Genomic DNA, 14,669 nt, shown 5'->3' with positions numbered 1-14,669 from the left:
AGTTCCGCGTCAGAGGTTGGTCATGTCGACCGGGATCTTCGGCGCTGTGCCGTCCCGGAGCACGGTGGCCTCGATCAGGCCGTACGGCCGGTCCGCCGCGAAGTAGACCTCATGGTCGTTCTTGAGGCCGAACGGCTCAAGGTCCACCAGGAAGTGGTGTTTGTTGGGCAGCGAGAAGCGGATCTCGTCGATCTCGCTGCGGCTGTTGATGATGCGCGAACCCATCTGGTACAGGGTCTGCTGGAGGGAGAGGGAGTACGTCTCGGCGAATGCCTGGAGCATGTGCTTGCGCGCCTGCTCGTAGGACTTCTCCCAGTTCGGCATCCGCTGCTCGTCGCTGGTCCAGTTGTACCGCCACTTGGCGGACACCTCGGTCGCGAGGATGCGGTCGTACGCCTCCTTGAGCGTCGTGTACTGGTCCTTGACGTAGCCCCAGAACTCGGAGTTGGTCGAGTTCATCACCGTGAGGTCCTTGAGACCGGAGATGATCTCCCAGTTCTCGCCGTCGTAGGTGATCTGGGTGGTGCGGGTCTCCTGGCCCTTGCGGACGAAGGAGTGCTTGACCTCGTCGGCGCCGATGAACCGGGAGTTGCCGTCGGAGGTCGCGATGCGCTCCCAGGCGTACTCCTCGATCCTGATCCGCGCGACCTTGATCGGGCCCTGCGAGGTCACGAAGTGCCGGGCGAGGTGGATGCCGAACTGTTCGGCGGACTCTATGCCGTGCTCCTTGGCGAACGCGTACACCGTGTTCTTGGTGGTGTCGGTCGGCAGGACATGGGCGTTGGAGCCGGAGTAGTGCACATCGTCCATGTCGCCGGAAAGGGCGACCGAGACGTTCAGGTCCTTGATGTGGTGGGTGTCGCCGTCCCGCGTGATCCTGACGACGCGGTTCTCTGCTTTGCCGTACTGGTTCTGGCCGAGAATCGTGGGCATGTCTGCTAGCTCCCTCGGTAAACGGAGTAGCCGAACGGGTTGAGCAGCAGCGGTACGTGATAGTGCTCGCCCGGCACGACGGCGAACGCGATCGCCACCTCCGGGAAGAACGCACCGCTGTCCCTTACGCGGGGGGCGTCCTGCTGCGCCTCGGCTTGCTTCTTGGAAAAGTACGTCCCGGTGTCGCATACGAGACGTACGTGGGTGGTGCCCTCCGGCAGTGCCGGCAGGTCCTTGCAGCGCCCGTCGGCATCGGTGGCGGACGCGCCGAGCGTCACGTACTCCGCGCCGGCGCCACTGCGGGCGGCGAGGGATACGGCGACGGACGCGGCCGGACGGCCGATGCTGGTGTCCAGGATGTGCGTGGACACCGATGCGGTGGTGTCGGTACTCAAGACCGTCACTCTCCTTGTTCTCAAGAGTCCTGTACGAGACGGGCCAGCCGGATGCGGTTGATCTTGCCCAGTTCGGTGCGCACGTTCTCACGCTCCCGCTCGGGCGGGTTCCCGATCCGGGTCCTGACGGCGTCGCGCATCTGTTCACCGGTGGCACCGGTGGCGCAGATCAGGAAGACATGTCCGAAGCGCTCCTGATAGGCCAGGTTCAGTTCGAGCATCTCGGTCTTGAGCTCCTCGGAGGCGCCGGCCATCCCCCGCTGTTCACGGGAGGAGGTCGGGTCCCCGGGCTTCGGGCGGCCGATCGGCGGATGACCGGCCATCGCCTCGGCCAGATCCGCGGCGGTGAGCTCGGCCATGGCGGCGTCGCTCGCGGCGAAGAGGGCGTCGGCTGTGGCGTACGGGCGCCGGGAGAGGATGGCCCTCCCCCAGGCGGCGCCGGCGCACACCTCGTGCAGCGCGGCGGTGGCCTCGCTGTCCGCCAGGGTGTTGAACCGGGCCAGGCCCGGTGTGGAGCTCGAAGTCACGGGAGCCTCCGTGGCTGTTTTTCGCTGTGCGTCGTACGGGCTGCGGATAGCTAACGCCCTCGACAACATCACGTCAACACTTTGTTGAAATATCGCGAACGAAGAAAGCCGCCGTCCCGGCATCCGGACGGCGGCTTTCCTCGGCGTTCGCTCAACTACTCACCCTTGGCGGCATTTTCCCTGTTCAGGTAGTTGTAGACCGTGAAGCGGCTGACCCCCAGGGCACCCGCCACGGTCTCCACCCCATGGCGCACGGTGAAGGCACCACGTGCCTCCAGAGTCCGTACGACGGACTGCTTCGCCCGACGGTCCAGGTCGGCGAGCGGCATCCCGTGCCGTCGCTCCATCGCGGCGAGGATGTGGTCGAGCGAGTCGGAGAGCTGGGGCAGACGGACCGCGATGACGTCCTGCCCCTCCCAGGCCAGCACCACATCGTCGGCCTGCGCCTGCTCGGGCCCCAGCAGCTCGGCGCCCATGGCGTCGACGAGCGGCTTCACCGCGGCGATCAGGGGGTGATCCACCGGGTCCAGAGGGGGGTGATCCGCCGAGGTGGTCACTGTGCGCCCTCCCCGATCACATTGACCTGGAGCGAGACCCGGGTGGCGCCCGAGGCCAGGGCCTTGCGCAGCAGGGAGTCCACCGCGGTGAGCACCTGGTCCGCTCCCCCTTCGGCCGTGTTCCCGAACGGGCCGACGTCCACGGCGTCGAGTTCGGCGGTCTGGATGACCTCGCGGGCCACCACCGCGTGAGCGGGCGCCTCGTCGAGATCGAAGGGCTCGGTGGTGAACTCCACCCTCAAGCGCACTGTGCCTCCCTGATGTCCTCGCGTGTGCTCGCCGCGGACGTACTCCTGCGCGGCTCGGCCATGACCATAACCCGCTGGTGACCGGCCGGGGCGGGCGGTCACCGGCGACGTCAGAGCGGCAGCACGCAGACCGCGACCGGGGCCGCCACCGGCCGGCCCGCGCCGCTCAGAGCACCGTCGGCCCGGTCCACCCGGAAGACGGTGACGGTGGACGAGCGCTGATCGGCGGCGAAGAGCAGGGCGCCGTCCGGGGAGAAGGCGGTCCGACGGGGGAAGTCGCCGCCGACGGGCACGGTGTCCAGCAGCCGGAGCGCCGCCCCGCCCTGCTCGACGGTGGCGCGGCCCGGCCCCCGGTTTCAGCGCCGCGGGGGAGACCTCGGTGAGCGTTCCGGCGGTCGTGTCCAGGCGGTACGTGTGCACGGTGTCGTTGCCCAGGTCGACGGCGAGGGGCGCTGCTTCGGATGCGTCAGCCACCCTGGCCCGCCCCGACGCCGACGGCAAGGGGCCCCGGCACCGGCCGGGCGCGCCGTCGGCCGCGAATTTCGGGCACCCCCTTGACAGCCTCGACACCCGCCGGGCAATCTTCCGTTAAGCAGAAACTAACTTCCGCAATACGGAAGGAGCGCCGAACCCCTCATGGGATACCCGGACCAGCGCTTCGATGTGAACCTTTCGATCCTCTTCACGGAACTCCCGCTCCTGGAGCGCCCCGCGGCAGCCGCCGCGGCAGGCTTCACGGCGGTCGAGCTGTGGTGGCCCTGGATCGAGACCCCCACCCCGCCGCAGGCGGAACTCGACGCCCTCAAGAAGGCGCTCGACGATGCCGGCACCCAGCTGGTGGGGCTGAACCTCTACGCCGGACAGCTGCCCGGCCCCGACCGCGGCGCGCTCTCCGTGCCCGGCGCCGAGTCGGACCGCTTCCGCGCCAATATCGAGGTGGCGGCGGCGTTCGCCGCCTCGGTCGGCTGCACCGCGCTCAACGCGCTGTACGGCAACCGTGTCGACGGCGTGGACCCCGCCGTCCAGGACGAACTCGCCCTGGAGAACCTGGTACTGGCCGCCCGCGCGGCCGACCGGATCGGGGCGGTCCTGCTGATCGAGACCCTGAACAAGCCGGAGTCGCCGCGCTATCCGCTGGTGAGCGCACCGGCCGGGATCGAGATCGTCGACAGGGTCAACGCGGCGACGGGCCTCGGGAACGCGAAGTTCCTGCTGGACCTCTACCACCTGTCGATGAACGGCGAGGACCTGAGCCAGGTGATCAAGACGTACGCCGGGAAGACCGGCCACGTCCAGATCGCCGACAACCCCGGTCGCGGCGCGCCGGGCACCGGCTCGCTCCCGCTAGAGCGGCTCCTCGACGAGCTGACCGAGGCCGGCTACGCGGGACAGGTCGGCCTGGAGTACAAGCCGGGCGACCGTCCCAGCGCCAAGTCCTTCGGGTGGCTCCCCCGGTAGGGGCGGTCGAACTCCCTCACGTACACCCGTTTTTCAGGAAGGCACCCTCATGAGCAACAACCTCCCCAAGGTTGCGTGGATCGGGCTCGGCATCATGGGCTCTCCCATGTCCGAGAACCTGGTCAAGGCCGGCTACGACGTCACCGGGTACACCCTGGAGCAGGACAAGATCGACCGCCTGGTCGCGGCCGGCGGCAAGGGCGCCTCCTCGATCGCCGACGCGGTCGCGGACGCCGATGTCGTCATCACGATGGTGCCCGCCTCCCCGCAGGTCGAGGCCATCGCGTACGGCCCCGAGGGCATCCTGGAGAACGCGAAGCGTGGCGCGCTGCTGATCGACATGTCCTCGATCACCCCGCAGACCTCCGTGGACCTCGCGAAGAACGCCCTGGACAAGGGAGTTCGCGTACTGGACGCCCCGGTGTCCGGCGGCGAGGCGGGCGCCGTCGAGGCCGTTCTGTCGATCATGGTCGGCGGCGAGAAGGCCGACTTCGACACGGCCCGGCCCCTGCTCGAAGCGCTGGGCAGGACGATCGTGCTCTGCGGCCCGCACGGGTCCGGCCAGACCGTGAAGGCAGCCAACCAGCTGATCGTCGCGGTCAACATCCAGGCGTGCGCCGAGGCCGTGGTCTTCCTGGAGAAGTCCGGCGTCGACCTCGCCGCCGCGCTCGACGTCCTCAACGGCGGACTGGCCGGATCGACCGTACTGACCCGCAAGAAGGACAACTTCCTCAAGCGCGACTTCGCACCGGGCTTCCGGATCGATCTGCACCACAAGGACATGGGCATCGTCACGGACGCCGCCCGCAATGTCGGTGCCGCGCTGCCCGTCGGCGCCGTCGTCGCCCAACTGGTCGCCTCCCTGCGCGCGCAGGGCGACGGCGGCCTGGACCACTCGGCCCTGCTGCGCTCCGTCGAGCGCCTCTCCGGCTCGCAGGTCTGACACCCGGCCCCGCCACGGGGCCCCATGAACTCCGGGTCGCGGTGGCGCTGACACCTGTCCTGTCGCGCCCAGGCGCCGCCGCGACCCGGAACCTCACACTTCACTTTCAACAAACTGTTGACGCGTCGTTCATGCCGAATCTACGCTCCTCAAGCCGTCAGCAGCTCCGTACGGAAGGTCATCCCGACATATGGCTAAGCGTGTGCTCACGACCGAGTCAGGCGCCCCGGTCGCCGACAACCAGAACTCCGCCACCGCCGGCGTCGGTGGACCGATCCTCCTCCAGGACCAGCACCTCCTGGAGAAACTCGCCCGCTTCAACCGTGAGCGCATCCCGGAGCGCGTGGTGCACGCCCGCGGCTCCGGCGCCTACGGCTACTTCGAGGTGACCGACGACGTCACCGGCTTCACCCGCGCCGACTTCCTCTCCGAAGTGGGCCGCCGCACCGAGACGTTCATACGTTTCTCCACTGTGGCCGACTCGCTGGGCGGCGCCGACGCCGTCCGCGACCCGCGCGGCTTCGCCCTCAAGTTCTATACGGGCGAGGGTAATTACGACCTTGTCGGCAACAACACCCCGGTGTTCTTCATCAAGGACCCGATCAAGTTCCCCGACTTCATCCACTCGCAGAAGCGCGACCCGTTCACGGGCAAGCAGGAACCGGACAACGTCTGGGACTTCTGGGCGCACGCCCCCGAGGCGACGCACCAGGTCACCTGGCTGATGGGCGACCGCGGCATCCCCGCCTCGTACCGTCATATGAACGGCTACGGCTCGCACACCTACCAGTGGACGAACGCCCAGGGCGAAGCCTTCTTCGTCAAGTACCACTTCAAGACCAACCAGGGCGTGCGCTCCCTCGCCGCCGACCAGGCCGCGGAACTCGTCGGCAAGGACGCCAACTCGCACCAGACGGACCTGCTCCAGGCCATCGAGCGCGGCGTCAACCCGTCCTGGACGCTGCATGTGCAGGTCATGCCGGCCGCCGAAGCCGCGGACTACCGCTTCAACCCGTTCGACCTCACCAAGGTGTGGCCGCACAGCGACTACCCGCTCCAGCGGGTCGGCCGGCTCGTCCTGGACCGCAACCCGGACAACGTCTTCGCCGAGGTCGAGCAGGCCGCGTTCTCCCCGAACAACTTCGTGCCCGGCATCGGCCCCTCCCCGGACAAGATGCTCCAGGGCCGGCTGTTCGCCTACGCGGACGCGCACCGCTACCGGCTGGGCGTCAACCACACCCACCTCCCGGTCAACGCGCCCCGGACGGCCACCGCGGACAACTACGGCCGCGACGGTCTGATGGCCACCCGCAACGGCTCGCGCCACGACAAGAACTACGAGCCCAACTCGTACGACGGTCCGGCGCAGACCGGCGCGGCGCTCGCCGCACCGCTCGCCGTCCAGGGCTGGACCGGCACCCATGAGGCGCCCGCCCACACCAAGGACGACGACTTCTTCCAGGCGGGCGAGCTGTTCCGGCTGATGTCCGAGGACGAGAAGGGCAGGCTGGTCGCCAACATCGCCGGGGGTCTCTCGCAGGTCACCCGTGACGATGTGATCGAGAAGAACCTCGCCCACTTCCGCGCCGCCGACGCCGATTACGGCAAGCGCGTGGAGGAGGCCGTCCGCGCCCTGCGCGAGGACTGAGCCTCTCCCCCCATGAACCCTGCCCGCGCCGCGCACCCGGATGAGGGGTCCGCACGGCGCGGGCAGGACGAGGCCGCGGTCGCCGAGCGATGCCAGTGCGGTGGTGACGGGCGCGGGGTCCGCCTTCTGACCTGAAGGAGGCGGGGTTCCGGGCCGATCGCCGGCGCCGCGGTCCCTGTCGGGGCCTGTGCTGTCGAGGGCACGGAGTACGGGTACGTCCCGTGCTCCGTGCCCTTTCTTTGTGTCCTCAAGCGCCGGACGGGCTGGGTTGGGGGCCTGGCCCGATCGCCGGACGGGGTTGGGGTAGGGGCCTGGCCCGATCGCCGGACGGGGCTGGGCGGGGTGGCTCCGTGCCGTGGTTACCGGTTCCGTCCTCAAGCGCCGGACGGGCTGGAATGGGCTCTGCGTCCTCAAGCGGTGGACCGGACGGGCTGGAATGGGCGCTTGGCCCGATCGCCGGACGGGGTTGGGAGGGTGCTCCGGGCCCTGCGGCTACCGGTTCAAGCGCCGGACGGGCTGGGGTGGGCCCTGCGTCCTCAAGCAGTGGACCGGACGGGCTGGAATGGGCGCCTGGTCCGATCGCCGGACTGGCTGGAATGGGCGCTTGGTCCGACCGCCGGACCGGCTGGAATGGGCTCTGCGTCCTCAAGCGGCTGGACGAGCATGGGTCGGGTCCGGGCATGGGGAGGGCCCCTCCCCCGGGCTTCGGGAGGAGGGGCCCTTCTGGTTCCGGCGTGGTCAGGACACCGCCAGGGGGCGGATCGCGGTGGGTGCGTGGCCCGGCTCCGTCGCGATGTCCTCGAACTCGTTGACCGACGCGATGTCCGTACCGCTCATCGCGATGTTCGTGACCCGCTCCAGGATCGCCTCGACGACCACCGGCACCCGGAACTCCGCGGCCAGCTTCTTCGCCTCCTCGAAGGCGGGCAGCAGCTGGTCCGGCTCGGTGACCCGGATCGCCTTGCAGCCGAGGCCCTCGACGACCTTGACGTGGTCGACGCCGTAGACACCGAGCTCGGGCGAGTTGAGGTTCTCGAACTCCAGGTTGACCTGGAAGTCGATGTCGAAGTTGCGCTGGGCCTGGCGGATGAGGCCCAGGTAGGAGTTGTTCACCAGGACGTGGACGTACGGGATGCGGTGCTGCGCGCCGACGGCCAGCTCCTCCAGCATGAACTGGAAGTCGTAGTCGCCCGAGAGCGCGACCACGGTGCCGTCCGGGTCCGCGGTGGCGACGCCCAGCGCGGCCGGGATGGTCCAGCCGAGCGGACCGGCCTGACCGCAGTTGATCCAGTGGCGCGGCTTGAAGACGTGCAGCATCTGGGCGCCGGCGATCTGGGAGAGCCCGATGGTGGTGACGTAGCGGGTCTCGGGGCCGAAGGCCCGGTTCATCTCCTCGTACACGCGCTGCGGCTTGAGCGGCACGTTGTCGAAGTGGGTCCGGCGCTGCAGCGTGGCCCTGCGCTCCTGCGTGGAGGCGGCCCAGGCCGAACGGTCCTTGAGCGTGCCCGCGGCCTTCAGCTCGCGTGCCACCTCGACGAAGAGTTCCAGCGCGGCCCTGGCGTCGGAGGCGATGCCGAGGTCGGGGGCGAAGATCTTGCCGAGCTGGGTGGGCTCGATATCGACGTGGACGAACGTACGGCCCCGCGTGTAGACGTCCAGCTTGCCGGTGTGACGGTTCGCCCAGCGGTTGCCGATGCCGAGGACGAAGTCGGACTCCAGGAAGTTCGCGTTGCCGTAGCGGTGCGAGGTCTGGAGGCCGACCATGCCGGCGTTCAGCTCGTGGTCGTCGGGGAGGATGCCCCAGCCCATCAGGGTCGGGACGACCGGGACGCCGGTCAGCTCGGCGAACTCCACCAGGAGCGCGGAGGCGTCGGCGTTGATGATGCCGCCGCCCGCGACGAGCAGCGGACGCTCGGAGGCGTTCAGCATCTCGATGGCCCGCTCGATCTGCCTGCGGGTCGCGGCGGGCTTGTGCACCGGCAGCGGCTCGTACAGCTCGGGGTCGAACTCGATCTCGGTGAGCTGCACATCGATCGGCAGGTCGATGAGGACCGGACCGGGACGGCCCGTGCGCATCAGGTGGAAGGCCTGCTGGAAGACGCCGGGTACCTGCGCGGCCTCCAGCACCGTGGTGGCGGCCTTGGTGACCGGCTTGGCGATCGACGCGATGTCGACGGCCTGGAAGTCCTCCTTGTGCAGGACCGCGGTCGGGGCCTGGCCGGTGATGCAGAGGATCGGGATGGAGTCGGCGATGGCGGAGTACAGACCGGTGATCATGTCGGTGCCCGCCGGGCCCGACGTACCGATGCAGACGCCGATGTTCCCCGCCTCGGCGCGGGTGTACCCCTCCGCCATGTGGGAGGCGCCCTCGACGTGACGGGCCAGGGTGTGGTGGATGCCGCCGGACGCCTTGAGTGCCGCGTAGAACGGGTTGATCGCCGCACCCGGCACACCGAACGCGTTGCTGACGCCTTCGCGCTTGAGGATCTCAACTGCCGCTCGGGCAGCGGTCATACGAGGCATTGAGTGCTCCTGCTCGGGCTGGGTGGAGTCGGGCTCTGTCGCGCCACCTGAGAGCGCCAATTCCGTATTACGGAAGTTTAGTTCTGCTATACGGAAGCAATCTAAAACGCGGTGCGTCAGCCGTCAAGGGAGCGCGGGACCACCGGACCCCACGAAGTACGGCGATTCCCTCCCCAGGGCCTCGCTCTTGGTGGACGATGACCGTGACGAAGGGCCACGGAACGCGATCGCCCCGCAGGGCGTACCGGAGGGAGACGGCCATGGAGTCCGTGCCGGCACGGTGTCCCGCCTGTGGCCGCGGCCACGCGTACGTCGCACCGGCCTACCCCTGCCCGTGCGGCGCCCCGACCGCCCCGCCGCTGCTGCGCGGTGCCCCGGCCGAACCGCTCACGCACCGCACCTGGGACGACGACTGGGTGACGGTGCGCTGCGCCGGGTGCGGACGCCTGGACCAGTGGCCGCAGCCGGAACTGTGCTGCCCGTGCGGGACGGTGCTGCGCGTTCCGGTCCGCCCGGTCACGGCCGCGCGTACGGACACCCCGGCGCCCGGCACCGATGCCGCCGCACCCCCCGACAGGACCGAAGCGGTCGGCCCCTCCCACATCCCGCTGCCCCGCACGGCCGCCCATCCGCGGCCGTCCTTCCACCCGATGGCGATCCGCACCGGCCGTGACGCGGTGAGCGCCGCCGCCCGGTATCTGACATGGCTGGGCTACCGCGAGATCACACAGCCCCCGGAGCGGCCCGCGTCCCGGATCGACCTGCGGGCGGCGGGGGTCGTCGCCCAGGTCGACGCGGGCACCCGGCCGGCCACGCCACGCGACGTGGAGTGCCTCTGGCTGAACGCCCTGAGCGCTTCGGCGGCGGGCGTGTTCTTTTCCATGGCCGGCTACACCGAGGACGCCGGGGCGCGCGCGGACGGCCTGGGCATTCCGCTCTTCGTCCTGGACCCCACCGGGACACCGCAACCGGTGAACAGCCCCGCGGACGAACTGATCAGCACCGGCGCCTGAACCCGCCCGAGCGGTTCCGCCAGGACCGGACAACGGACAACAGATACCGGATACCGGTCGCCGCATACCGGCGACCGGCGTCACTCGCCATACTGGGCGCATGCGTATCCGCCCCGCCAGACGCGCCGACCTCCCCCTGCTCCAGGACATCGAGCGCGCCGCAGGCGAACCGTTCCGCAGCCTCGGCATGGCCTCCGTCGCCGACGACGACCCGCCGCCCCTCACCTTGTTGGAGAGCTACCGGCGGGCCGGGCGCTGCTGGGTCGCCACCGATCCCCTGGAGACCGCCGACGACCGCCCGGCCGGCTATCTGATCGCCGACCCCGTCGACGGCGCCTTCCACATCGAACAGGTCTCGGTCGACCCGGCCGCCGCCCGTCGCGGCATCGGCCGCGCCCTCATCGACCACCTCGCCGCATGGGCGGCCGAACGGCAGCCGGCGCCGCTCACCCTGACCACCTTCACCGATGTCCCGTGGAACGCCCCGTACTACGCACGCATCGGCTTCCGGACCCTCAGGGAGAGCGAACTCACCGATGGGCTCCGCAAGATCCGGGCGGAGGAGGCGGAACACGGCCTGGACCGCTGGCCACGGGTCTGCATGCGCCGCGAGCCCTGAGAGGCAGGTCCGCAGCGCCGCGGACCCTGAGGCGGGTCCGCATGCGACGCGAACCCGGAAATTCCGGGCGCGCCAACTCCGGGCGCGCACCGAGGGGGTCGCTGTCAGTGGCGGCAAGTAAGCTGAGCGCATGGTCTTAACTCCACGGCGCTCCCTACCCTCCGGCCCGGCCCTGCCCGCTTCCCCGTCCATCGACGAGGCCAGCCAGGCCGACCAGGCCAACGAAGCCATTCGCGCGCTCGTCGACGCCGGAGCCGGTCAGGACTGGTCGTCCGTGGAGTCGGCGAAGTACGAGGTGCTGCTGATCGAGTGGGCGGCCGCGACCCGGACCGCGGGCCCCGACGTCATCGAGGCCGCCTGATCCACCGGGACGGGACGGCCGCGCACCGGCACCGCCCGCGCCACGGCCCGCCCGTGACCTCCCTCAGCGGCCGAAGGTCTCGCGCAGCTCGATCTTTCGGACCTTCCCGCTCACCGTCATCGGGAAGGACTCCAGAATCCTGAGCGCGCGCGGGATCTTGTAGTGCGCGAGCTGCTCACGGCAGTACGCGGTGATCTCCTCCAGCGTCGGCGGATCGGCCGGGTCGCGGGGGATGACACAGGCCAGGATCTCCTCGCCGTACCTCTCGTCCGGCACCCCCACCACCTGTACGTCGGCGATCTTGGGATGACCGTAGAGGAACTCCTCGATCTCCCTCGGGTACACATTCTCGCCGCCCCGGATGATCATGTCCTTGATCCGGCCGACGATCTGGACATAGCCGTCCTCGCGCATCACCGCGAGGTCCCCGGTGTGCATCCAGCGGCCCGCGTCGATCACCTCGGCCGTCCGGTCGGGCTGTTCCCAGTAGCCCAGCATCACGCTGTAGCCACGGGTGCGCAGTTCGCCGGCCTCACCCCGCGGCAGGGTCACCCCGCTCACCGGGTCGACCACCTTGACCTCGATGTGCGGCAGCACCCGCCCGACCGTGCCGGTGCGGCGGTCCAGGTCGTCGTCGCGGCGGGTCTGGGTGGAGACCGGGGAGGTCTCCGTCATCCCGTAGCAGATGGACACCTCGTCCATGTGCATCTCGGCGACGACGCGCTTCATCACCTCGACCGGGCAGGGGGACCCGGCCATGATTCCGGTGCGCAGCGAGGAGAGGTCGTACGAGGCGAAGTCGGGGAGGTCGAGCTCGGCGATGAACATCGTGGGGACGCCGTAGAGCGAGGTGCAGCGCTCCCGCTGGACCGCCGTGAGAACGGCGGTGGGTTCGAAGGACGGGCCGGGGATCACGATGCAGGCGCCGTGCGAGGTGATGCCGAGGTTGCCCATCACCATGCCGAAGCAGTGGTAGAAGGGCACCGGCAGACAGACCCGGTCCTGCTCGGTGTAGGCGACCAGCTCCCCGACGAAGTACCCGTTGTTGAGGATGTTGTGATGGGAGAGCGTGGCGCCCTTGGGGAAGCCGGTGGTGCCCGAGGTGTACTGGATGTTGATCGGGTCGTCGCAGGACAACTCGGCTTCACGGGAGGCCAGTTGGCCGGAGGTGACGGAGTGCGCGGCGGCCGTCAGTTCGGTCCAGGACGGGTCGTCGATGTAGTGGACGGCGCGCAGGGAGGGGCAGTTGCCGCGGACCTGGCCGACGAGCGCGCGGTAGTCGCTGGTGCGGTGGGCGAGCGAGGCGACCAGCAGGGAGATGCCGGACTGGTTGAGGACGAACTCCAGCTCGTGCGCCCGGTAGGCGGGGTTGATGTTGACCATGACGGCGCCGATGCGGGCCGTCGCGTACTGGACGAGCACCCACTCCGGGCAGTTGACCGCCCAGATCCCGACCCGGTCGCCCTTGGCCACGCCGGACGCCATGAGGGCGCGGGCCAGTTCCTGGACGTCGGCACCGAATTCGGCGTACGTCCAGCGCCGCCCGGACGCCACGTCGACCAGGGCCTCGCGCGAGCCGAACGCCTCGACGGCCCGGTCGAGGTTGCGGCCGATGGTGTCGCCGAGCAGCGCGGTGGTCCCGGTGCCGTGCGCGTAGGACGGTTCGCTCATCGCAGGTCCCCCTCGTCGAACTCGGTGCCGGTCCCGGCGGCGGTGCGCTCGCGGAGCTCGATGCGGCGGATCTTGCCCGAGACGGTCTTCGGCAGTTCGGCGAACTCCAGCCGGCGGATGCGCTTGTACGGGGCGAGGACCGACCTGGAGTGCGCGAACAGCACCCTGGCCGTCTCCGGTCCGGGCTCCCACCCTTCGGCCAGCACGATGTACGCCTTCGGCACGGCGAGCCGGACCGGGTCGGGGGCGGGCACGACGGCGGCCTCGGCGACCGCTTCGTGCTCCAGCAGCGCGCTCTCCAGCTCGAACGGCGAGATCTTGTAGTCGGAGGCCTTGAAGACGTCGTCGGCGCGGCCGATGTATGTGATGTAGCCGTCCTCGTCGCGGGCGCCGATGTCGCCGGTGCGGTAGTAGCCGCCCGCCATCGCCTCGGCGGTACGGTCCGGGTCGCCGTGGTACCCGGTCATCAGACCGACGGGGTGGGCCGAGAGGTCGAGGGAGATCTCGCCCTCGGTGGCACCGGCCTCGCCGCTGACCGGGTCGAGGAGTTCGACCTTGAAGCCGGGGCTGGGCCGCCCCATGGATCCGGCCTTCAGAAGCTGGCCGGGGGTGTTGGCGACCTGGACGGCGGTCTCGGTCTGGCCGAAGCCGTCGCGGATGGTGACGCCCCACTCGCGGCGCACCGTCTCGATGACCTCGGGGTTGAGCGGCTCGCCCGCCGCCACGACCTCGCGCGGCGGCGTCTTCAGCTGGGAGAGGTCGGCCTGGATGAGCATCCGCCAGACGGTGGGCGGCGCGCAGAAGCTGGTGACGGCCGAGCGGTCCATCTCCGCCATCAGCCGGGCCGCGTCGAAGCGGGTGTAGTTGAAGATGAAGACGGTGGCCTCGGCGCTCCACGGGGCGAAGAGGTTCGACCAGGCGTGCTTGGCCCAGCCGGGCGAGGAGATGTTCAGATGCACATCGCCGGGCTTGAGGCCGATCCAGTACATCGTCGACAAGTGGCCCACGGGGTAGGAGACATGGGTGTGCTCGACCAGCTTGGGGCGGGCGGTGGTGCCGGAGGTGAAGTAGAGCATCAGCGGTTCGTCGGCGTCGGTCTCCCGGTCCGGCGTGAAGGTCGTGGGCAGGGTGTCGGCACCCGCGTACGACAGCCATCCCTCGATGCCGCCGCCCTCGCTCCCGTCCGCGCTCCCGCCCCCGCTCCCGTCCGCGCCGCCGACGGCGAGCCGGGTGTAGTCGCCGGGCACCTCGTCGAACTTCGCGGTGTCCGCCCCCCGCACGAGCACATGGCGGACCCGGCCGCGTTCGACGCGGTCGCGCAGGTCGACGGGGCCCAGCAGCGGGGTGGCCGGGATGACGACGGCACGCAGCTTCATCGCGGCCAGCGCCGTCTCCCACAGCTCGACCTGATTGCCGAGCATCACGAGGATGCGGTCGCCCTCGCGGACGCCCTGGGCCCTGAGCCAGTTCGCGGCCTGGTTGGAGCGGGCGGACATCCGGGCGAACGACACCTCGGTGCGCCGCCCGTCCTCCTCCACGATGTGCAGGGCGGTGCGGTCGTTGTTCTCGGCGATGACGTCGAACCAGTCGAGCGCCCAGTTGAAGTTCTCGGACCGGGGCCAGCGGAAACCCTCGTATGCCTTCGCGTAGTCCTCGCGGTGCTCCAGCAGAAAGTCCCGGGCGGCCCGGAACGTCTCCGTCGCACTGGTTGCCGACATGTGCCCTCCTCATTGCGGACCGGACCGGTCACTTAACATCATGTAAACAGTGACC

The 14,669-nt window shown here is 69.7% G+C and carries 14 protein-coding genes and 1 pseudogene; 6 read left to right on the top strand and 9 right to left on the bottom strand.

Annotated features, from left to right (window positions below; genetic code table 11):
- Nucleotides 1-9 precede the first annotated feature (9 nt).
- From pucL to A6A29_RS42940, 6 genes and pseudogenes are all read right to left on the bottom strand, one after another.
- Nucleotides 10-933 (bottom strand): factor-independent urate hydroxylase, encoded by a 924-nt coding sequence (gene pucL, locus A6A29_RS07900; RefSeq protein ID WP_073719251.1) that lies wholly within the window; start codon nucleotides 931-933, stop codon nucleotides 10-12.
- Nucleotides 934-938: 5 nt separating this feature from the next.
- The gene (gene uraH, locus A6A29_RS07895; protein WP_073719250.1) at nucleotides 939-1,328 is read right to left on the bottom strand and encodes a hydroxyisourate hydrolase; all 390 of its coding nucleotides are present in this window, start codon (nucleotides 1,326-1,328) and stop codon (nucleotides 939-941) included.
- 20 nt (nucleotides 1,329-1,348) lie between these two features.
- Nucleotides 1,349-1,855, bottom strand: a complete 507-nt coding sequence (uraD, locus tag A6A29_RS07890; protein ID WP_073719249.1) for a 2-oxo-4-hydroxy-4-carboxy-5-ureidoimidazoline decarboxylase — start codon at nucleotides 1,853-1,855, stop codon at nucleotides 1,349-1,351.
- 155 nt (nucleotides 1,856-2,010) lie between these two features.
- Nucleotides 2,011-2,412: a helix-turn-helix domain-containing protein gene (locus tag A6A29_RS07885; RefSeq protein ID WP_073719248.1), complete on the bottom strand. Its 402-nt coding sequence runs from the start codon at nucleotides 2,410-2,412 to the stop codon at nucleotides 2,011-2,013.
- The gene (locus A6A29_RS07880; RefSeq protein WP_073719362.1) at nucleotides 2,409-2,660 is read right to left on the bottom strand and encodes a hypothetical protein; all 252 of its coding nucleotides are present in this window, start codon (nucleotides 2,658-2,660) and stop codon (nucleotides 2,409-2,411) included. Before A6A29_RS07880 ends, A6A29_RS07885 begins: the two co-directional genes overlap by 4 nt.
- 110 nt (nucleotides 2,661-2,770) lie before the next feature.
- Nucleotides 2,771-3,107, bottom strand: a pseudogene (locus A6A29_RS42940) (lactonase family protein); the annotation flags it as partial.
- 189 nt (nucleotides 3,108-3,296) lie between these two features.
- On the opposite strand from A6A29_RS42940, the gene A6A29_RS07865 reads away from it, so the two are divergent.
- The 3 genes from A6A29_RS07865 (at nucleotide 3,297) to A6A29_RS07855 (ending at nucleotide 6,709) form a co-directional block, all read left to right on the top strand.
- Nucleotides 3,297-4,118, top strand: a complete 822-nt coding sequence (locus tag A6A29_RS07865) for a TIM barrel protein (protein WP_073719246.1) — start codon at nucleotides 3,297-3,299, stop codon at nucleotides 4,116-4,118.
- Between the two features lie 49 nt (nucleotides 4,119-4,167).
- Complete coding sequence (locus A6A29_RS07860; RefSeq protein WP_073719245.1) at nucleotides 4,168-5,061, top strand: 2-hydroxy-3-oxopropionate reductase; 894 nt, start codon at nucleotides 4,168-4,170, stop codon at nucleotides 5,059-5,061.
- Between the two features lie 190 nt (nucleotides 5,062-5,251).
- Nucleotides 5,252-6,709: a catalase gene (locus A6A29_RS07855; RefSeq protein WP_073719244.1), complete on the top strand. Its 1,458-nt coding sequence runs from the start codon at nucleotides 5,252-5,254 to the stop codon at nucleotides 6,707-6,709.
- Between the two features lie 738 nt (nucleotides 6,710-7,447).
- Here A6A29_RS07855 and gcl read toward each other — a convergent pair.
- Entirely contained in the window at nucleotides 7,448-9,232 is a 1,785-nt protein-coding gene (gene gcl / locus A6A29_RS07850) for a glyoxylate carboligase (protein WP_073719243.1), read from the bottom strand.
- A 260-nt stretch (nucleotides 9,233-9,492) separates the two neighbouring features.
- Here gcl and A6A29_RS07845 point away from each other — a divergent pair, with 260 nt between their 5' ends.
- From A6A29_RS07845 to A6A29_RS07835, 3 genes are all read left to right on the top strand, one after another.
- A complete protein-coding gene (locus tag A6A29_RS07845) occupies nucleotides 9,493-10,245 on the top strand; it encodes a hypothetical protein (RefSeq protein WP_073719242.1) in 753 nt (250 codons plus the stop codon).
- Between the two features lie 100 nt (nucleotides 10,246-10,345).
- On the top strand, nucleotides 10,346-10,864 hold the full coding sequence (locus A6A29_RS07840; RefSeq protein WP_073719241.1) for a GNAT family N-acetyltransferase: 519 nt from the start codon (nucleotides 10,346-10,348) through the stop codon (nucleotides 10,862-10,864).
- Nucleotides 10,865-10,994: 130 nt separating this feature from the next.
- Nucleotides 10,995-11,225, top strand: coding sequence for a hypothetical protein (locus A6A29_RS07835; RefSeq protein ID WP_073719240.1), 231 nt, complete (start codon nucleotides 10,995-10,997; stop codon nucleotides 11,223-11,225).
- Between the two features lie 63 nt (nucleotides 11,226-11,288).
- Here A6A29_RS07835 and A6A29_RS07830 read toward each other — a convergent pair whose 3' ends face one another.
- Nucleotides 11,289-12,896: an AMP-binding protein gene (locus tag A6A29_RS07830; RefSeq protein ID WP_073719239.1), complete on the bottom strand. Its 1,608-nt coding sequence runs from the start codon at nucleotides 12,894-12,896 to the stop codon at nucleotides 11,289-11,291.
- A complete protein-coding gene (locus A6A29_RS07825) occupies nucleotides 12,893-14,614 on the bottom strand; it encodes an AMP-binding protein (RefSeq protein ID WP_073719238.1) in 1,722 nt (573 codons plus the stop codon). The genes A6A29_RS07830 and A6A29_RS07825 overlap by 4 nt, the downstream gene beginning before the upstream one ends.
- Between the last annotated feature and the right edge of the window lie 55 nt (nucleotides 14,615-14,669).

This window comes from Streptomyces sp. TSRI0281, from assembly GCF_001905125.1.
Taxonomy (GTDB): domain Bacteria; phylum Actinomycetota; class Actinomycetes; order Streptomycetales; family Streptomycetaceae; genus Streptomyces.
This window is presented reverse-complemented; position numbering and strand designations above follow the sequence as displayed.